General features: G+C 71.4%; 20 protein-coding genes. 8 read left to right on the top strand and 12 right to left on the bottom strand.

The window, feature by feature from the left end:
• Positions 1-155: 155 nt before the first annotated feature.
• A complete protein-coding gene (locus ABZ780_RS26795; RefSeq protein WP_357487874.1) occupies positions 156-707 on the top strand; it encodes a Uma2 family endonuclease in 552 nt (183 codons plus the stop codon).
• A 17-nt stretch (positions 708-724) separates the two neighbouring features.
• On the opposite strand, the gene ABZ780_RS26790 is transcribed toward ABZ780_RS26795, so the two are convergent.
• The 5 genes from ABZ780_RS26790 to ABZ780_RS26770 form a co-directional block, all read right to left on the bottom strand.
• The gene (locus ABZ780_RS26790; protein ID WP_357487873.1) at positions 725-1,387 is read right to left on the bottom strand and encodes a DUF5701 family protein; all 663 of its coding nucleotides are present in this window, start codon (positions 1,385-1,387) and stop codon (positions 725-727) included.
• A gap of 66 nt (positions 1,388-1,453) precedes the next feature.
• Entirely contained in the window at positions 1,454-2,212 is a 759-nt protein-coding gene (locus ABZ780_RS26785) for a LytTR family DNA-binding domain-containing protein (RefSeq protein ID WP_357002992.1), read from the bottom strand.
• Positions 2,209-3,435, bottom strand: coding sequence for a histidine kinase (locus tag ABZ780_RS26780; protein WP_357002990.1), 1,227 nt, complete (start codon positions 3,433-3,435; stop codon positions 2,209-2,211). Before ABZ780_RS26780 ends, ABZ780_RS26785 begins: the two co-directional genes overlap by 4 nt.
• 39 nt (positions 3,436-3,474) lie before the next feature.
• Positions 3,475-5,046 (bottom strand): sugar transferase, encoded by a 1,572-nt coding sequence (locus tag ABZ780_RS26775; RefSeq protein ID WP_357487872.1) that lies wholly within the window; start codon positions 5,044-5,046, stop codon positions 3,475-3,477.
• Positions 5,047-5,310: 264 nt separating this feature from the next.
• Entirely contained in the window at positions 5,311-6,171 is an 861-nt protein-coding gene (locus ABZ780_RS26770; RefSeq protein ID WP_357487871.1) for a DNA-formamidopyrimidine glycosylase family protein, read from the bottom strand.
• Positions 6,172-6,195: 24 nt separating this feature from the next.
• Between ABZ780_RS26770 and ABZ780_RS26765 the strand changes: the two genes are divergently transcribed.
• A complete protein-coding gene (locus ABZ780_RS26765) occupies positions 6,196-7,464 on the top strand; it encodes a glycosyltransferase family 4 protein (protein WP_357487870.1) in 1,269 nt (422 codons plus the stop codon).
• Positions 7,465-7,565: 101 nt separating this feature from the next.
• Here the strand turns inward: ABZ780_RS26765 and ABZ780_RS26760 are convergent, their stop codons facing one another.
• From ABZ780_RS26760 to ABZ780_RS26740, 5 genes are all read right to left on the bottom strand, one after another.
• Entirely contained in the window at positions 7,566-8,288 is a 723-nt protein-coding gene (locus ABZ780_RS26760; RefSeq protein WP_357487869.1) for a CDP-alcohol phosphatidyltransferase family protein, read from the bottom strand.
• Entirely contained in the window at positions 8,263-9,330 is a 1,068-nt protein-coding gene (locus ABZ780_RS26755) for an iron-containing alcohol dehydrogenase family protein (protein WP_357002980.1), read from the bottom strand. The genes ABZ780_RS26760 and ABZ780_RS26755 overlap by 26 nt, the downstream gene beginning before the upstream one ends.
• Entirely contained in the window at positions 9,318-10,049 is a 732-nt protein-coding gene (locus ABZ780_RS26750) for a phosphocholine cytidylyltransferase family protein (RefSeq protein WP_357487868.1), read from the bottom strand. The genes ABZ780_RS26755 and ABZ780_RS26750 overlap by 13 nt, the downstream gene beginning before the upstream one ends.
• A gap of 79 nt (positions 10,050-10,128) precedes the next feature.
• The gene (locus tag ABZ780_RS26745) at positions 10,129-10,896 is read right to left on the bottom strand and encodes a hypothetical protein (protein ID WP_357002976.1); all 768 of its coding nucleotides are present in this window, start codon (positions 10,894-10,896) and stop codon (positions 10,129-10,131) included.
• Positions 10,893-11,342: an NUDIX domain-containing protein gene (locus ABZ780_RS26740; RefSeq protein ID WP_357487867.1), complete on the bottom strand. Its 450-nt coding sequence runs from the start codon at positions 11,340-11,342 to the stop codon at positions 10,893-10,895. The genes ABZ780_RS26745 and ABZ780_RS26740 overlap by 4 nt, the downstream gene beginning before the upstream one ends.
• A gap of 116 nt (positions 11,343-11,458) precedes the next feature.
• On the opposite strand from ABZ780_RS26740, the gene ABZ780_RS26735 reads away from it, so the two are divergent.
• The 4 genes from ABZ780_RS26735 (at position 11,459) to corA (ending at position 15,066) form a co-directional block, all read left to right on the top strand.
• A complete protein-coding gene (locus ABZ780_RS26735) occupies positions 11,459-11,851 on the top strand; it encodes a CBS domain-containing protein (protein ID WP_357002972.1) in 393 nt (130 codons plus the stop codon).
• Positions 11,852-11,942: 91 nt separating this feature from the next.
• The gene (locus ABZ780_RS26730; protein ID WP_357487866.1) at positions 11,943-12,401 is read left to right on the top strand and encodes an ester cyclase; all 459 of its coding nucleotides are present in this window, start codon (positions 11,943-11,945) and stop codon (positions 12,399-12,401) included.
• A 106-nt stretch (positions 12,402-12,507) separates the two neighbouring features.
• Positions 12,508-13,602: a PLP-dependent aminotransferase family protein gene (locus ABZ780_RS26725; RefSeq protein ID WP_357002968.1), complete on the top strand. Its 1,095-nt coding sequence runs from the start codon at positions 12,508-12,510 to the stop codon at positions 13,600-13,602.
• A gap of 315 nt (positions 13,603-13,917) precedes the next feature.
• Positions 13,918-15,066: a magnesium/cobalt transporter CorA gene (gene corA, locus ABZ780_RS26720; RefSeq protein WP_357487865.1), complete on the top strand. Its 1,149-nt coding sequence runs from the start codon at positions 13,918-13,920 to the stop codon at positions 15,064-15,066.
• An 81-nt stretch (positions 15,067-15,147) separates the two neighbouring features.
• On the opposite strand, the gene ABZ780_RS26715 is transcribed toward corA, so the two are convergent.
• Positions 15,148-15,915 carry a hypothetical protein gene (locus tag ABZ780_RS26715; RefSeq protein ID WP_357002963.1) on the bottom strand — a complete coding sequence of 256 codons (768 nt, stop codon included), beginning with the start codon at positions 15,913-15,915 and terminating at the stop codon, positions 15,148-15,150.
• A gap of 84 nt (positions 15,916-15,999) precedes the next feature.
• On the opposite strand from ABZ780_RS26715, the gene ABZ780_RS26710 reads away from it, so the two are divergent.
• Positions 16,000-16,530, top strand: a complete 531-nt coding sequence (locus ABZ780_RS26710) for a peptidylprolyl isomerase (RefSeq protein ID WP_357002961.1) — start codon at positions 16,000-16,002, stop codon at positions 16,528-16,530.
• A 100-nt stretch (positions 16,531-16,630) separates the two neighbouring features.
• A complete protein-coding gene (locus ABZ780_RS26705; protein ID WP_357002959.1) occupies positions 16,631-17,542 on the top strand; it encodes a rhomboid family intramembrane serine protease in 912 nt (303 codons plus the stop codon).
• Between the two features lie 7 nt (positions 17,543-17,549).
• Here ABZ780_RS26705 and ABZ780_RS26700 read toward each other — a convergent pair whose 3' ends face one another.
• Positions 17,550-17,984 (bottom strand): PH domain-containing protein, encoded by a 435-nt coding sequence (locus ABZ780_RS26700; protein WP_357487864.1) that lies wholly within the window; start codon positions 17,982-17,984, stop codon positions 17,550-17,552.
• Positions 17,985-18,022: the final 38 nt, after the last annotated feature.

The following is an 18,022-nucleotide window of genomic DNA, read 5'->3' as shown; positions in this document are numbered from 1 at the left end:
AGATCGGTGGGTGGCGTTGTGAACAACCTGTGGAGAACTGGCCATGCCTGTGGATAACTTCACGGGCATGCCGACCAGCCTCGGTGAACAACCGAGCTTCGTTGTGGACGGCCGATAGAGCTGTCAGGGTGGGGCGATAGAAGGGAGGTGTGACGGTGACCAACCCTGCGCGGCCCGGCCGGGGCGGTGCCTGGACGTTGAATGACCTCCAGGATCTTCCCGAGGACGACCAGGTCTACGAGATCTTCGACGGGAGCCTGCTCGTGTCCCCCCATGCGGACGTCTTCCACGGCGCGGTTGCCAACCGCCTCCGCCGGGTCCTCGATCGGCAGGCTCCCGCCGGCGTGCTCGTCGGTCAGGACATCGGAGTCAGCGCCCGGCGATCCTCGTACTTCGTGCCGGATCTCTTCGTCGCCACGGAGAGCGCGATGGCCAGCGGCGGTGCCGCGCTCGACCCGGCCGACGTGCTCCTCGTCGTCGAGGTGATCTCGCCGAACAATGCCGGCCGTGACCTGGTGCTCAAACGCCATGAGTACGCTGCCGCCGGCATTCCCCGCTACTGGCTGGTGGAGCCGCGCAAGCAGACGCTGACCGTGCTGGTGAACGGCGCGGGCGGCTACCGTGAAGAGGCACTCGTCCCGGCCGGCGAGGTCTACCGCACCGAGCAGCCGTTTCCCCTCGCGCTGCCGCTGGCCGACATCTTCTGACCAGCCTCAACCACCGGTCAGCCCAAGCCGATGCGCTCGGGGCGGGCCGAGGCGGAGCCGAGCCAGGTGTGCGGGTTGCCGTACCAGCACCAGCCCAGCTTCGGTGCGCCCTGGCTGATCCAGAGCGCCGGCACCCGCTTGTCGCCGCATCGGGAGCCGACCAGCGAGAAGCACCTGTTGCTGGCCAGCGCGACCGGGTGCAGGGTGATGAACGCGAGGCCCTCGTCGATGGTGAGGGGCAGTCGGCCCTGTGCGGTGATCCCCTCCATCGCCGCAGCCGGCGCGAGGTTGCGGAACTCCTCGCCCCGGTCGATGTCGAAGAGCAGGTACGCCGGCCCGGCCGGCACCTCAAGCTCCTTGATCGGGTCGAAGCGCGGCAGGTCGTCCTCGGCGTAGTGCCGGTCGAGGAAGCCGGGCTTGCGCTTGCCGGCCAGGGTGGTGAGCCCGAGGCGGGCCTCCACCGGGACCAGGTCCCGGGTGACGACCAGCAGGAACGGCACCCGGGCGTCGGTGGGCGCGGGCAGGCCGTGGGCACCCTCGACGGCCTGCGCTCGCAGCGGCGCGACCATGTCACGGAAGGCGGTCTCGGTCAGCCCGGCCAGGCTGGGATAGCCCAGTTGCACGAGCCGGTCGAGCTGGCGGTCGAAATCGGCTTCGGCATCGAACGGAGTTTCGGTCACGGCGGTCCTCCCGGAAGTCGTACGGCTTAGCGTACAACGTACGGGATGGTCGGTGTCATTCCCGCCTCAGCGGCTCCAATCCTGCTTGGCCGCCCTGACCAGCTTGTCCTTCAGCTCCCGGGTGTGCCGCCGGCTCACCGGCAACTCGGTGGAGTCGACCACCACCACGTAACCGGAGTTGACCAGGCGCAGCTCGGCGATCAACTTCAACTGCACCAGGTACGACCGGTGGACGCGTACGAAGCCGGCATCGGCCCACCGCTCGGCGAGCGTGGCCAGTGAGACGCGCACCAAGTGCGACCCCTCCGCGGTGTGCAGCCGGGCGTAGTCCCCCTGCGCCTCCACCCAGCGCACCGCCGACCGGGGCAGCATGCGGGTGGTGCCGGCCAACTCGATGGGGATCGTCGGGTCCTCCTCGGCCCGGGCCAGCGCCGCCGGATGCGACGGCACCACCCGCGAGCCGATCACCCGACGCAGCGACTCGGCCAGCCGCTCGGCGCGCACCGGCTTGCGGACGTAGTCGGTGGCACCCAGGTCGAACGCGTCCACCGCGCCGTCGTCGTACGCGGTGACGAAGACGATCGCCGGTGGTCGGGCGAACCGGCGCAGCACCCGGGCCAGCTCCATGCCGTCCAGACCGGGCATCCGGATGTCCAGGAAGACCACGTCCACGTCGCCGTCGCGGAGCAGCCGCAGCGCCTCGGTGGCGTCCCCGGCGGTGTGCAGCCGTGCCACTCGGGGGTCGGCCCGCAGGTGGTACGCCAACTCGTCGAGGGCGGGCGGCTCGTCATCCACCGCCAGGACCCGCAGGAACCCAGTGCTCACGAGCCGGCCCGTACGCCCGGGTGGAACTTCGGCACCCGCATGCTCACCTTCGTGCCCGAGCCCAGCCCGGTCTCGACGACCAGACCGAAGCGGTCCCCGAAGACCGATCGCAGCCGCTCGTCGACGTTGGAGAGGCCGACGTGCTGGCCCGGGTCGTCCCCGGGGTCGCCGGTGGCACGGGCCAGCTCGGCGATGCCGTCGGTCAGCGCGGTCGGATCCATTCCCACCCCGTCGTCCTCCACGGTGATGTGGCACTCGGCGCCCGCGTCCCGGGCCTCGATGCTCACCATGCCCGTGCCCGGCTTTCGGGACAACCCGTGGCGCACCGCGTTCTCCACCAACGGCTGCAGGCAGAGGAACGGCAGCGTCACCGGCAGCACCTCCGGGGCGATCTGCAGCCGCACCTGCAACCGGTCGCCGAACCGGGCCCGCTCGATGGTCAGGTACCGGTCGATCGACCGCAGCTCCTCGGCCAGCGTGGTGAACTCCCCGTGTGCCCGGAACGAGTACCGGGTGAACTCCGCGAACTCCAGGATCAGCTCCCGCGCCCGCTCCGGGTCGGTGCGGACGAACGAGCCGATCGCGGTCAGCGCGTTGTAGATGAAGTGTGGGCTGATCTGTGCCCGCAGGGCGCGGATCTCGGCCCGTGCCAGCCGCTCCCGCGACGAGTCCAGCTCGGCCAGGGCGAGTTGGTTGCCGGCCCAGTGTGCGGTCTCCAGGGTGGCCTGCACCAGCCCGGGCGCCGGTGGGCTGTCGGCGATCGCCAGCAACGCACCGACCACCCGCCCGTCCGGCCCGTGCAGCGGCGCCACCACCGCCCCCCGGATCGGGCAGTCGACCCGGTCGCAGCGTAGGTCGGACTGCCCGAGCACCGTTGAGCGCCCGCTGGCCACCGACCGCTGGGCCGCCGCGAGCAGTTGCTCGCCGTGGTGCGTGCCGCGCCCGTCGAGGGCGAGCACCTGCTCGGCGTCGGTGAGGGCCAGACCGGCCGCGCCCACCAGGGCACGCAGATGGCGTACGGCCTTCGCCGCACCCGCCGCGCTCAGCCCCGCCCGCAGCGGCTCGGCGGCCAGCCCGGCGGTGTGCAGCACCTCGTAGGTGGCCCGCTGGGTGGCCGTGGCGATGCCGCGCCGGGCGCGCAGCCGCAACACTGCCAGCAGGGCTGCGGTCAGCGCGGTGACCAGTGAGACGACGCCGACGACGGCGGAGAAGTTGCCACCCACGCAGCGATCCTTGCCCCTGCGGCCCGGCGCGCCAAGCCCCTAGTACGCGCCCTTTCGGGCGAGCACCACCCCGACGGTGCGCCAGAGGATGCTCAGGTCGTACGCCAGCGACCAGTTGTCGACGTAGTAGAGGTCCAGTCGGACGGCCTCGTCCCAGGACAGGTCGGAGCGGCCGGAGACCTGCCACAGGCCGGTCATGCCCGGACGGACCAGCAGCCGGCGCCGCACGTCGCCCAGGAAGTCGCCGTCGTCGGCGGGCAGCGGGCGCGGCCCGACCAGCGACATCTCACCCCAGAGCACGTTGATCAACTGCGGCAGCTCGTCCAGCGAGGAGGCCCGCAGGAAGCGACCCACCGGGAAGACCCGGGGATCCTCCTTCATCTTGAACAGCATGCCGTCGGTCTCGTTCTGGTCGGTCAGGCTGGCCAGCCGGTCCTCGGCGTCGACGTACATGGTCCGGAACTTCCACACCCGGAACGTGCGCCCCTCGTGCCCCACCCGGGGCTGGCGGAAGAAGACCGGCCCGGGGTCGGAGATCCGGATCGCCACGGCGATGGTGACGAAGAGCGGGATCAGCAGCAGCAGGCCGAGGCCGGCGGCGACCCGGTCCATCAGGTTCTTGGCCAGCAGCGCCGGCCCGGACAGGGTCGGCTCCTCGACGTGCAGCAGCGGCAGGCCCTCGATCGGCCGGATGTGCACCCGGGGGCCGGCGATGTCAGTGAGCTGCGGGGCGACCACCAGGTCGACGCCGGAGCCCTCCAACTGCCAGGCCAGCCGGCGCAGTTCGCCCGGCTCGGCGCTGGCCGACCCGCAGACCGCGATGGTGTCCCCACCGACCTCCCGGACCAGGGCCAGGACGTCGCGTCCGGCGTGCACCGGCACCGGGGTCGGCATCCCCCGCGCCGCCGCGTACCCGTCGGTGATGTGGATGGCGACCGGCACCAGCCCGGCGGCCGGGCTGCGGGTGACCGCCGCATACACCTCCAGGCACTCCGGCAGGGTGCCGACCAGCACCATCCGGTGCGCGGCCTGACCGGCCCGCCGCCGGATGTAGTGCAGCGCCCAGCGGGCCACGAAGCGGCCCCACAGGATCAGCAGCAGCGCCCCGAGCAGGGCCGTGCCCACCGTCCACCGGGACAGCGCGGTCTTGGTGGCGAAGGCGAGGAAGGAGACGCTTGCCGCGACCGTGACGGCGGCCCGGATCACCCGCTTGAACTCGTCCGGCCCGAGCCCCAGATAGCGCCGGTCGTAGGCCCGGTTGCTCCAGAGGATGACCACCCAGCCGAGCGGGAGCAGCAGATAGGAGATGGTGTGGAACCAGGTGGGGTCCTGGTGGGTGCCGGAGAAGCCGGAGGCGGCCTGGTCGAAGAGCTGGATAGCGATCCAGCTGGCGAACGCCGCCGCGCCGAAGTCGAGCACCAGCAGGATCGCGATGTAGGGGCGGTGCCAACGGGAGACGCGACGTCGCGCCCTGGTCCACGCCGACCGAGGGACGCCGTTGTGTGACGGCGGCGTCGGCGGCTGGATCTCGAAGCTGTCGACGTGCCGCACGAGTCTGCTCCGGCCTTCGTTGGTTACCGGGCGCTGGAGGCTAGTCGTCACCTCACCCATGTCCTCCCGCATGACACGTGCCGCTCACTCGCCGTGAGGGCCCGGGTCGCCCACCGTCCCAGTCTCCCACGCGGGCTCCGACCGGTCGCCGCCCCGAAAGAGATTGGCGACCGATGGTGTCGGTGGGATCTGGCCGGCTCCGCACCATTTCAGAAGCCGGGGACCGGGCCACTATACCGATGGATACGCGTGTGGCGAGAACGGTGGACCGGAGCTTCGGCTCAGTCGGGCCGATTCCGCTCTGTAGTCGCCGAGTTGAATTACTCACCGTACGAGGCGGGACAACCGTCGGTCAGCGAGCGGCTTGCCGCCCGTCTGGCAGGTCGGGCAGTACTGGAGGCTTGAGTCGGCGAACGACACCTCCCGCACGGTGTCCCCGCACACCGGGCAGGGCAGCCCGACGCGGGCGTGCACCTTCAACCCCGCGCGCTTCTCACCCTTCAATTCCGCGGCGCGCTGACCGAGGGACCGCTCGACGGCGTCGCCGAGCACCTGCCGGGTCGCCGCGTGCAGGCCGGCGAGCTGGTCGTCGGTGAGCCGGTCGGTGATCGCGAACGGGGACAGCTTCGCGGCGTGCAGGATCTCGTCGGAGTACGCGTTGCCCACCCCGGAGAGCACCGACTGGTCGGTCAGCACCCCCTTGACCTGCCCGCGCCGGCTGCGCAGCCGCTCGGTGAAGGTGGGCAGGTCGGCGGCGAGCGCGTCCGGGCCGAGCTTGGCCACGCCGGGCACCGCCGTCGGGTCGGTGACCAGGTACGCGGCCAGCTTCTTCTGGGTGCCGGCCTCGGTCAGGTCGAAGCCGGAGCCGTCGTCGAGGCGGACCCGCACCGCGATCGGACCCTTGCCAGGGCGCAGCGGGGTCGTGGACGGGAACGCCTCCCGGTAGTGCAGCCAGCCGGCCCGGGCCAGGTGGACCACGAGATGCAGGTCACCCTCGATGAACACGTCGAGGAACTTGCCGTGCCGGCGGGCGTCGACGACCGCCCGGCCGGCGACCGCGGACGGTGCCGGGTCGTACGTCTTGAGGGCGCTGATCGCGGCGATCTCCAGCCGGTCGACACGCCGCCCCACCGCGCGCTGTCGCAGGTAACCCGCGAGCGCCTCAACCTCCGGTAGTTCGGGCACGACCCAACGGTAGCCTTCTTTCTCGTGAGAATCGTGGTGGCGCACAACCGGTACCGGGAAGCTCAGCCCTCCGGCGAGAACACGATCGTGGACTCGGAGATCGCTCAGCTCAGCGCCGCAGGCGTCGAGGTGCTGCCGTTCATCCGCAGTTCGGACGAGATCCCGTCGATGTCGAAGGCGGCCAAGGCGCTGCTGCCGATCTCGCCGATCTGGGCACCGCGCGCCCAGCAGGACCTGAGCCGGCTGCTCACCGAACACCGGCCGGACGCGCTGCACCTGCACAACCCGTACCCCCTGATCTCGCCGTGGGTGGTGCGGACCGCGCACCGGCACGGCGTGCCGGTGGTGCAGACGGTGCACAACTACCGCCAGGTCTGCTCCTCGGGGATCTACTTCCGCGATGGGGTGATCTGCCAGGACTGCAAGGGCCGGGCGCTGGGCGTACCGGCGATCAAGCACCGCTGCTATCGCGACTCGGCGGCGCAGAGCGCCCTGATGGCGACGACCCTGGCCGTGCACCGGGGCACCTGGCGGTCGGTGGACCGGTACGTCGCGCTCACCACCGCGATCGCCGACCACCTACGCGAGTACGGCATTCCGGACGATCGGATCGTGGTGAAGCCGAACGCCGTGCCCGACCCGGGCCGGCCCGCGCCGCTGGGTGACGGATTCCTCTACATGGCCCGGCTCTCGCCTGAGAAGGGCGTGGACCTGCTGCTGGACGCCTGGCGGCGGCACCCGGTGGGCGCGCTGGGCACGCTGCGGGTGGCCGGCGACGGCGAGCTGCGCCCGCTGGTGGAGGCCGCCGCCGCGGAGCGACCCGACGTGGTCTACCTCGGCCAGCTCGACCGGGCCGGGGTACGGGCCGCGGTCGAGGCGAGCGCGGTGGTGATCGCCGCGTCGATGTGGCACGACGTGCTGCCGACCGTGATCATCGAGGCGCTGGCCAGTGGCCGGCCGGTGCTCGGCACCGCGTTGGGCGGCATCCCGTACCTCGTCGGAGCGGACGCCCCGCACGAGCCCGCCGGCACCGGGCCGGCCGAGGTCGCCTCCGCCGTCGCCGGAGGCGGCGGGTCGCCGATGCCGGCCGGAATCGGCGTCGGCGAGGCCGGCTGGGTGGTGGCCCCGGAGCCGGCCGCGCTGGCCGCCGCGCTCCCGGTGGCCCGGGCCGGCGCTGCCGGGCTGGCCCCGGCCGCCCGCGCCCGCTACGAGCGGACCTTCCACCCCGACGTGGTCACCAAGCAGCTCATCGACATCTACGTGGGCATGGCCCGCACCGCGCACCGCACCTGACCACCCTTGCACCCGCGATCTTGCACTTCCTGACCCGACAAAGAGTGCATCAGGCCCATATCAACGACCGAAACTGCAAGATCGGCGAGGTGGGGTGGGGGTCAGCGCAGGGAGGCGCGGGCGGAGAAGGCGATGCTGGCGAGCAGGAAACCGCCGTTGACCACCGTGAACGCCACCATCACCCAGAGGACCAGCGCGGGGGCCACGGCCAGCACCAGGGCGGCCACGAAGATCACCGCGCCGTAGTCGCGCACCAGCTTCACCAGCCGGACCGGCAGCGAGGTCGAGGTGACCATGCTGGCCGCGTTCGGGCCGGACTGCATCACCGACGTCACCAGGTTGACCATCCAGGTGCCCGCGAAGGTCGCCACCAGCCAGGTCGGAGTGGATGGCTCCTGCGCCACCGCCACTGCGGCGAGCGCGGCCACCAGGGCGATCTGCGCGGCTACGTCGCAGAGGATGTCGATGCGGGCGCCGGCCGCGCTGCCCTGGCCCGTCACCCGGGCCAGTTGGCCGTCCGCGCAGTCCAGGGAGTACGCCACCTGCCAGCCGATCAGGGCGAGCAGGCCGACCACCCAGGCCGGTACGTCACCGGCGGCGACCGGGCCGGCGAGCGCCACCACGGTGATCGAGGTGGCCAGTCCGAGCACCAGGTTGGCGAGGGTCAGCGCCGTCGGGCGCAGCCCGAGCCGCTGGGCGACCAGCGCGAAGACGGCCCCCAGCCACTGGCTGATCGACTCGCTGAACAGGCCGCCGCCCCGGTTCACCCGGTGGAAGTCGGCGACGGTGGGACGGGGGTCAGCCAAGCTGGTCGCGGATTGCACCGGCGTAGTCTGCCAGCCGCTCCCGCGTCTCGGTAGGCGACAGCGCCAGGTGTTCGAGGATGGTGTACCGGTCGGGTCGGGTGCGCGGCGCGAACTGCACCGCCTCCACGAACTGGTCGGTGGTCAGTGCCACCTGGTCGGGCGTCACCGGCAGGTTGTGGCGGGTCAGGCAGGCCGTCATCTGGGCGAAACGCGGCAGGTCGCCGCGCAGCCAGGTGCAGAACAGCGCGCCGAGGCCGGCCAGTTCGCCGTGTGAGGCGGTGCCGGGGAAGAGCGCGTCGATGGCGTGCATGATCTCGTGGCAACCGCCGCTGGACGGGCGACTGGTGCCGCAGACCGCCATGGCCAGGCCGCTGGAGATCAACGCCTCGGCCAGCACGGTGACGAACGCGTCGTCGGTCATGTCGCCCGGGTGGTTGAGCACCGCTTCGGCACCCGCCCGGGCCAGCGACGCGGCCAGCCCGTCGACCGGCTCACCGCGTACCTGCCGGGACAGCTCCCAGTCGGCCAACGCGCTGATGTTGCTGATGACGTCGCCGATGCCGGCCCGGTTGACCCGGTCCGGGCCGCTCTCCACGAAGTCCAGGTCGACGATCACCGCGATCGGGATGTGCACCCCGTAGGAGCCCTTGATCCCGTCGGTGATGAGGCTGGCCACCGGGGAGGCGATCCCGTCGTTGGCGAGGCTGGTCGCCACCGAGACCATCGGGAGCCCTCGGCGGGTGGCGGCGTACTTGGCCACGTCTATGGTCTTGCCCCCGCCGATCCCGACCACCGCGTCGTACGACCGGGCGCGGAGCTTGCCGCCGAGATCGTCTGCGGCGTCGAGAGTCGCACCGGCGACGGTGAACACGTCGGCCGTCCGTAGTGACGGACGGATCAGCTCCGCGATCTGGGCGCCCTGGCCCGGCCCGACCACCACGGCCACGTCCCCGCCGGCGGAGATCCGCCCGTCGGCCAGGATCGCGGCCAGGTCCGCCACCGCGCCGCGCCGCACGTCGATGTGCAGCGGGGTGAGGACGCTCCGCGCTAGTAGCGGCACGCGATCTCCCGCGCGCGGGCCAGGTCGGCGTGGTTGTCGACCTCCACCCAGGGGACGTCACCGATGGGGGCCGCCCGCACCTCGCCGCCCCGGTCGGCGAACTCCTGGTAGCCGTCCTCGTAGTAGAGGTTCGGGTCGCGCCGCCAGGTCGCCTCCAGGGCGTCGGCGAGCGCGTCGGCGACCTGCGGCTCGATCAGCGTCGCGCCGATGTACTCCCCGTACGCCTCGCCCGGATCCATGATCTTGGTGATGCGGGTGAGCTGGCCGGCGGCGTCGAAGGTGGTCTTCATCTCCTCCTCGGCCAGCGCCTTGAGGGTGTCCACCGCGAGCAGGATGCCCGGGCCGCGCTCGGCGAGCAGGGTCTTCTCGATGCTCACCGGGTGCACGGTGTCGCCGTTGACCAGCAGCACCCCGCGGGCGAAGTACTCCCGGGCCAGCCAGAGCGAGTAGGCGTTGTTCCACTCCTCGGCCTTGTCGTTGTGCACCAGGGTGAGCGTGACCCCGTACTTCTTCTCCAGCTCGGCCTGGCGGGAGACGACCGCGTCCGCCGCGTAGCCGACCACGATCACGATGTCGGTGAGCCCGACCTCGGCGAGGTTGCCCAGCGCGATGTCCAGGATTGTGGTCTCGCCGTCCACCGGCACCAACGCCTTGGGCAGAGTGTCGGTGTACGGGCGCAGCCGGCGTCCTGCTCCGGCCGCGAGCACCAAACCGATCATCGCGAGATCCTCCCTCGTGCTGCTCCCCGTCACCGGTGGAGGATAGCCCTGGGCGGCCTGGTGACTCCGGCCAACCGGCTCAGCCGGGCAACGCGGCCAGGTCGGCGAGCATGGTCAGCCGCTCCTCGGCGGTGAGCACGGCGTACGGGTCGGCCGCCCGTCGGTCGGTCTCCAGCTCGATGGCGAGCCGTTCCGGGCCGGGTGCCAGGGCGGCGACGCTCGTCGCGGTGTGCCCGGCGGCGGTCCAGGCGGCGGCGTGCGCGTCGGCCCGGTGGTAGCGCAGCGTGCCGAGCCGGTTGAGCAGCAGCACGCCCGACGGGGTGCCGTCCGGTTCGTACGGCGGTGCCATCGCGGTGAACGCCGAGCCGTCCGGGGCGACCGCCTCGTCGGCCAGCACCAGGGCGCACGCCAACACCCGGCCGAGCGACGCCACCAGCCGCGCCACCCGCTCGTCGTGCCCGGCCCACAACTCCTCGGTGACCTCCGCGTGCACCTGGTACAGCTCGGCCAGGAAGGCGGCTCCGCGCTCGGTGGCGCAGAGCCCACCGTCGGGGCGGCGGTGGATCATGCCGTAGGCGACCTGTTTGTCCACCGCCCGACGGCTGACCACCGGATCGAGGTACCGGGTGATCGCCGCGAGCCCTGCCTCGTCGACGGTGCCGCCGGGTGCGGCCAGCCGGGTGCGCAGCTCGATCAGGAAGCCGGTGGCGGCCGGCCCGCCGTACCGCTGGCTCAGCTCCGCGCCGCCGCCGTCGTGACCGGCCAGCATGCCGGCGCGGTACGCGCGGTCCACGGCCGGTGCGACCAGCCCGGCGGTCCGGTGCGGCGCCAGTTCGACGGTGTTCACAGACCGATCGACCGCAGGACGGCGAAGCCCTCCTCCGCGATCCGCCGGATCAGCCCGTCGTTGACGTCGCGGTTCTCGTCCAGCACGGTCACGTCGTGCTCGGCCAGCCAGCGGTACTCGGTGTGCTTGCCGGCCTCCAGCGTCGGACGGGCGAGGTCGCCGTCGACCCGGACCAGGAAGTCGTGTTCGATCCGGGCCAGGCCGTCGTCGCCGACGTACTGATACTCACCTACCTGACCGAGGACGTGCGACAGGACCCAGCCGGTCTCCTCGGTGATCTCCCGACCGAGCGCCTCGTCGATTTCCTCGCCGGGCTCCAGGTGCCCGCCGACGATGTCCCAACAATTGGGAAAGAGGCGTCGGTGCGGCGACCGGCGCTGAAAGAAGATGCGGCCGTCGTGGTCGACGATCAGCGCGCCGGCGCAGCGCAGGGGCTCGGTGGACACCGTTCGACAGTAGCGAGCGGCCCTGTGTGTCGGCGATGCCGTAGGTCTTGTCCAGGAAACATCTACCGACCACCATGTCCCTACCGGATGCCACCGTCCCAAAGGGGTGATGCGTGATGCAGGTACGGGAAGCGATGTCCAGCCAGGTCCTCGTCGTCGGTCCGGAGCACACGCTCCGCCAGGCGGCCCGGATGATGTCGGCCCGCGGTGTCGGGTCGGCCGTCGTGATCGACCCGGAGTCCGAGGGGGTCGGGATCATGACCGAACGCGACGTGTTGAAGGCCATCGGCGCCGGCCTCGACCCCGACGTGGAACGCACTGGCGCCCACCTGACCTGGGACGTCGTCTATGCCGGGCCGGAGTGGACGGTGGCCGAGGCGGCCGCCGCGATGGCCCGGGGCGGGTTCCGGCACCTCGTGGTGCTCGACGGCCGGGAGGTGGCCGGCGTGATCTCCGTGCGGGACATCATGCGGGTCTGGGCGGAGAGTTCGGCGGTCGCCACGACCTGACCGGTCCTCGGATGCGGGTGTGCCCGGCGGAATCGACGGGTAAGGATTCCGTGCGGGCGCGGAGATGCCGTCGCCCGTGGGGGAGGGCCCGATGCGCGACGCGGAGCGGCTGGTCGAGCAGCAGTACGCCATGCTCCTGAGTCGGGACGTGGCCCGGCTGCCGGATCTCTACGCCCCGGAGGCGTTCTACGCCATGCCGGGTGTCACGGTCCGCCCGATCGAACTGCCCGCGTTGCTGCGTACCTGGACGGGTGCCTTTCCGGACCTGCGGGTCGACCCGCAGGGCTCGGTACGCACCGGCGGGGGCGCGGCCGTGGAGTTGCGCCTGACCGGCACCCACACCGGCACGCTGCACTCGCCGTACGGCACCGTCGCGCCCACCGGTCGGTCGGTGAGCTGGGAGGTGGCCGACGTGGTTCGGGTCCGCCGGGGTCGGATCGTCGCGTGGCGCTCCTACTTCGACTGGAGCCACCTGCTCGACGCCCTCGGCGTGCAGCTTGAGGGGCTTTCCCGGTCGGCGCAGCACGACTCGCTCGCACTTCCGGTCTGATCTGACGGCGACCGGTGGAGTCGGGTCACCCGTCCCGGTGGCTCAGGATGCGGACATCGCCGTGCCGTCCGCGCGCTCCCCGCCGCCGCCCGTACGCTCAATGTCCATGACCGCCGAGCAGCTGATCTCCTTTGCCCGTGGGGCGCCCTCGCTGGACATCGTCGATGTCGAGGGGCTCAAGGCCGCCGCCGTACGCGCCTTCGACGCCGACCCTGCGGGGATCACGGCGTACGGCACCTCCGTCGGCTACCTTCCGCTGCGGAAGTGGATCGCCGACAAGCACGGGGTCGAAGCCAACCAGGTGCTGGTCACCAATGGGTCGCTGCAGGCCGACGCGTTCCTCTTCGACCACCTGGTCAGTCCCGGCGACGCAGTGGTGGTGGAGCGCCCGACGTACGACCGCACGTTGCTCAACCTCCAGCGGATGGGCAGTGAGGTGTACGGCGTCCCGGTCCAGCCGGACGGCGTGGACACCGCCGAGCTGCGCAAGCTGCTGGAGTCCGGGGTGCGTCCCCGGCTCGCGCACATCATCCCGAACTACCAGAACCCGGCCGGTGTGACGCTGTCCCTGGAGAAGCGCCGCGAGCTGCTCGACCTGGCCGCCGAGTACGAGTTCATCATCTTCGAGGACGACCCGTACGCGGACATCCGGTTCCGTGGCGAGGCGCTGCCGTCGATGCTGTCGCTGGACACCCGCAACGTGGTGGTGCACGCGTCGAGCTTCACGAAGACGGTCTGCCCGGGTGTCCGGGTCGGTTACCTGGTCGGCTCGGCGGACCTGATCGCCGACATCGCCAAGAACGCGACGAGCCTCTACATCTCGCCCGGCATGGTGTCCCAGGCGATCGTGCACCAGTTCTGCGTCTCCGGTGACATCGACCGCTCGATCGACACCGTCCGCGCGGCGTTGGGTGAGCGGGCCCAGGTGCTGGCCGAGTCGCTGCGCCGGCACCTGCCGCAGGCCCGGTTCGTGGAGCCCGACGGTGGCTACTTCCTCTGGGTGGAGTTCCCGGAGGACGTGCTGGTGGACCAGCTCGCTCCGGCGGCCGCCGAGCGCGGGGTCGCCGTGGTCAAGGGCAGCGACTTCGTGCTGGACGGTGGGCAGCACGCCCTGCGGCTGGCCTTCTCGGCGGTGACCGCCGACCGGATCGACGAGGGTGTCCGTCGGCTCGCGGCCGCCGTCGAGGCCATCCGGAGCTGATATCTGTCGGGTTCCCGACAAAACGATGATGCTGGCTGTCCCGGGCTCCCGCCCGGGCGGCCGGCGGCTCACAATGCTGCGAGCGTCACCCGTGCGGTGTCGCGGGGGTCACGGCGATCGTGGCCACCCCGTGCCGTCCGGGTCACGCGCGCAGCACAACCCCCGCCCCCAAGGGCGCCGGGTGGGCCGTGTCGTCCTCTCACCCCCGACTCGACCCGGCCCGCCCGGCGCCGCCTCCGCGACCGCCGTCACACCTGCCGGTGGCGACCATCGGCGTAGCCTGCAAGCCGCAGCCGAGCGCGGGGAGGTGTCGCGATGACGGATCGGGCAGAGCGGGGCCGGACGGTGCCGTCGAGCACCGGCCGGGTGCTGCGACCCCGGGCGTGGCCGTCCCCGGTCCGGGCGGTGACCCGGATGCTCAACGCCGACGGTTCGCCGCCGACGCCGGCCCCCACCGGCACCGGGCGCAGTGGTGTCGTCGACTGCGCTCTCTACATCGACGGCAAGCGGCAGCCCGGCGACTGGACGTACGCGGACGCGCTGGAGGCGGCCCGCCGTGAGGTGCACGGTTTCGTCTGGCTCGGGCTGCACCAGCCGGAGTTGACCGAGATGACCGCCATCGCGGAGACCTACGGTCTGCACGAGCTTGCCGTCGAGGACGCGGTGAAGGCAGCGCAGCGGCCCAAGCTGGAGCGCTTCAACGACGTCACCTTCCTGGTGCTGCGTACGGCCCGGTACTGCGAGCACGCCGAGCTGACCGAGAACTCCGAGGTCGTCGAGACCGGCCAGGTGATGCTCTTCATCGGCCCGAACTTCCTGATCAGCGTCCGGCACGGTGACGCCTGCCGGCTCTCCCCGGTCCGCGCCGACCTGGAAACCAAGCAGGAGTTGCTGCTGCAGGGCCCGTGGGCGGTGGCGTACGGCGTGACCGACCGGGTCGTCGACCTCTATCTGGAGGTGGCCGAGCAGCTCGAGGACGACCTCGACATGTTGGAGGCCGAGGTCTTCGATCGCAACAGCCACGGGCGGATCCAGCGGATCTACCAGATGAAGCGGGAGTTGGTGGAGTTCAAGCGGGCGGTGATTCCGTTGCAGCGGCCACTGATGACGCTGACCTCCCAGGTCAACCGGGACGTGCCCAAGGAGATCCGGCGGTACTTCCGGGACGTGCAGGACCACCTGAGCCGCACCGTCGAGCAGGTGAACTCCTACGACGACCTGCTGAACTCCATCCTCCAGGCGCGGCTGGCCCAGGTCACCGTCGACCAGAACAACGACATGCGCAAGATCGCCGCGTGGGCCGCCATCGCCGCGTTCTGGACCGGCGTCGCCGGCATCTACGGCATGAACTTCGAGAACATGCCCGAGTTGAAGATGACGTACGGCTATCCCGTCGTCCTGGCCCTCATGCTCGGAGTCTCCCTGGCCCTGTACCGCTGGTTCCGCCGCAACGGCTGGCTCTGACCACGTCGCCGGCGCCGAAGAGCTGCGCGCCGGCGCGCGGGGGAACCCGCGTCGCCGGCGCTCGGTGCGCTTCCGCTGGGGTCAGCGGCGGCCGTTGGTGCGGGCCGTGTTCTTGCTCAGCGCCTTGGTGAGGTCGTCGGCCGGGCGTCCGGAGACGTCCTCGGCGCCCTCGGCGACCGCCGGAACCTTGTCGGTCGGGCGGACGCTGGTCGGCTTGGCCGGGGTGGTGGTGCTGGCGCTGTCACCACCGGCCACCGCCGAGCTGCCCGCGCCGGTCATCCCGGCCATGGCGGACCCGTCGTTCCCCTTCGTCGCCGACGGGGTACGCACCTCGAACGAGTCGACCTCGTCGCGCATCGGCTCCAGGGTGCGGGTCGGGTCGTACTCGGCCCATTCCTGCTGCTCCCGGCGACGACGCAGGGCGATCGCGCCGGCTAGGCCCGCGATGGCACCCGCTGCCAGAAGGCCGGTCATCATCGAGCCGCGACGACGCGGCTGCTTCTTCCTGCCAGTGATCCGCATGCTCTTCGACCTGGCCTTCCTGGTCAGCGGCCCTGCCTGCGCGGCGCCGTCACGGGCCGCCGCGGCCAGCGGTGCCAGCGTGGTGAGTGTCGTCCCCCAGCCGGTCGACGCGCGGTCGCGCACCTTCGCCGCGGTCGGCCCGACGTAGCCGCGGGCAACCTGCACCCGCGGGCCGACGGTCGAGCCGGCGCCCTTAGCGGCGTGGTTGGCTGCTTGCATCAGGTGGCTGATGCTCTGGTTCAGCTCTGCCTTGGCCAGCTGACCCTGGGACTTACGCCGCCCGATTCCAAACACGGTCCCACCTCCTGGGAGTTGTTCCTTCGTCATCCTCCACCTTCGGATGCCTCCGCGATGCCAGATCGGGCACATGGGAGGATCCGCATGGAACTGACCAACAAGTGAGGAGTACCCGTGGCCGAGGCTGTCTACGCCACCTTGCACACCAACGCTGGCCCGATCCGGCTGGAGCTCTTCCCGAACCACGCGCCGAAGACGGTCCGCAACTTCATCGACCTGGCCGAGGGCAACCGGGAGTACACCGACCCGCGCACCGGCCAGCCGGGCAGTGGTCCGTACTACGACGGCACCATCTCGCACCGGGTGATCAGCGGATTCATGGTTCAGATGGGCGACCCGACCGGCACCGGCCGGGGCGGGCCGGGCTACAAGTTCGCCGACGAGTTCCACCCGGAGCTGCGCTTCGACCGGCCGTACCTGCTGGCGATGGCGAACGCCGGACCGGGCACCAACGGTTCGCAGTTCTTCATCACGGTGTCCCCGACGCCGCACCTCAACAACCGGCACACCATCTTCGGGCAGGTCGCCGACGAGGCGTCGGTGAAGGTCGTCGACTCGATCGCGAGCACCCCGACCGGCCCGAGCGACCGTCCGTTGCAGGACGTCGTCATCGAGCGGGTCGAGATCGAGCGGTCCGCTGCCTGACGATCCCGCGAGGTACCTTTGCTCGCATGATTGAGCGCTCCGGAGCACCGCACCGGCCGGTGCCGGTGGACCACGCGGTGACGGACGGAGGGTCGGCCCGGTGAGCGAGTCCCCGCCGACCACCCCGGTCTGCTATCGGCACCCCGGTCGGGAGACCTATGTCCGGTGCACCCGCTGCGACCGGCCGATCTGCCCGGACTGCATGCGGGAGGCGTCCGTCGGGCACCAGTGCCCGGAGTGCGTCAACGAGGGACGCCGCAGTGTCCGGCCGGCGCGTACCGCCTTCGGTGGTGGTACGGCCGGCCGGCACGGCTACGTCACCAAGGCGATCATCGCGCTGAACGTGCTGTTCATGCTGCTCTCCATCGCCTCCGACCGGGGTGGCGACGCGGCGGTGGGCGGTTCGGGCTTCGGCGGTCTGATGGGCGGCAGCACGCCGCTGACCAACTGGGGTTCGGTGCTCGGGTTGGCGGTCTTCCCCGACGGCACGCTCGGCGGCATCGCCGACGGTCAGTGGTACCGCCTGGTCACCGCGATGTTCCTGCACTACGGCGTGATCCATCTGCTGCTCAACATGTGGGCGCTGTGGGTGCTCGGCCGTTCGCTGGAGGCCAACCTCGGGCGGGCGCGTTTCGCCGCGCTCTACCTGATCGCGGGCCTCGGCGGCAACGTGGCCGCCTACCTGTTCAGCGCACAGAACTCGGCCACGGCCGGCGCGTCCACCGCCGTCTTCGGCCTCTTCGCCGCGCTGATCATCATCGAGCGCAAGATGGGCCGGGACATCTCCCAGGTGATCCCCATCCTGGTGATCAACCTGGTGTTCACATTGACCGTGCCGGGCATCTCGATCCCCGGGCACCTGGGCGGCCTGGCGGTCGGTGCGGCGATGGCGTTGGTGCTCGCGTACGCGCCCCGTGGCCGGCGCACCCTGGTGCAGGTCGGCGGCGGCGCGATCATCCTGCTGATCCTGCTTGCCCTGGCCCTGTTCCGTACCGCGCAACTGTTGGGCTGACCGGGCGCTACCCGGTCACGCCCGGGCGGGCGGCGCGCAGCACGTCGGCGACCTCCTCCGGGGTGGTGTCCAGGTCGTAGCGGCCAAACAGGTGCAGCGAACTGCCCGCGTCGATTTCCAGGATCTCGGTGGTCAGCCCCAACCGTGGTCGACGGTCCACGGTGATCGCCTCGATCGCAGACCAGGGCAGCAGTCGGCGGCCGGCGAACCCGTGGATGACGGTGAGCCCTGCCGGGTCCACCGCCAACCGGACCGGCGCGATCAGGTCGCGGGCCGCCCAGCCGGCCACGCCGGCCGCGGCCAGGCAGGCCAGGACCAGCCTCACCGGGTCACCGTCGGCGAAGAGTAGCCCGAGCACGACAAGCGCCACCGCGCCGACGATCTTGGCCGCCGGCAGCTTCGCGGGCACCCGCCACTGCCGGGCCGGGGAGATCTCATCCATCCGCCCAGCATGCCCGGGGGCGGACGGCCGGTCCACCG

Source organism: Micromonospora sp. NPDC047467 (genome assembly GCF_040643095.1).
GTDB lineage: Bacteria > Actinomycetota > Actinomycetes > Mycobacteriales > Micromonosporaceae > Micromonospora.
Note: the sequence above shows the minus strand (reverse complement) of the source record. Positions and strands in the feature narration are given on the sequence as shown.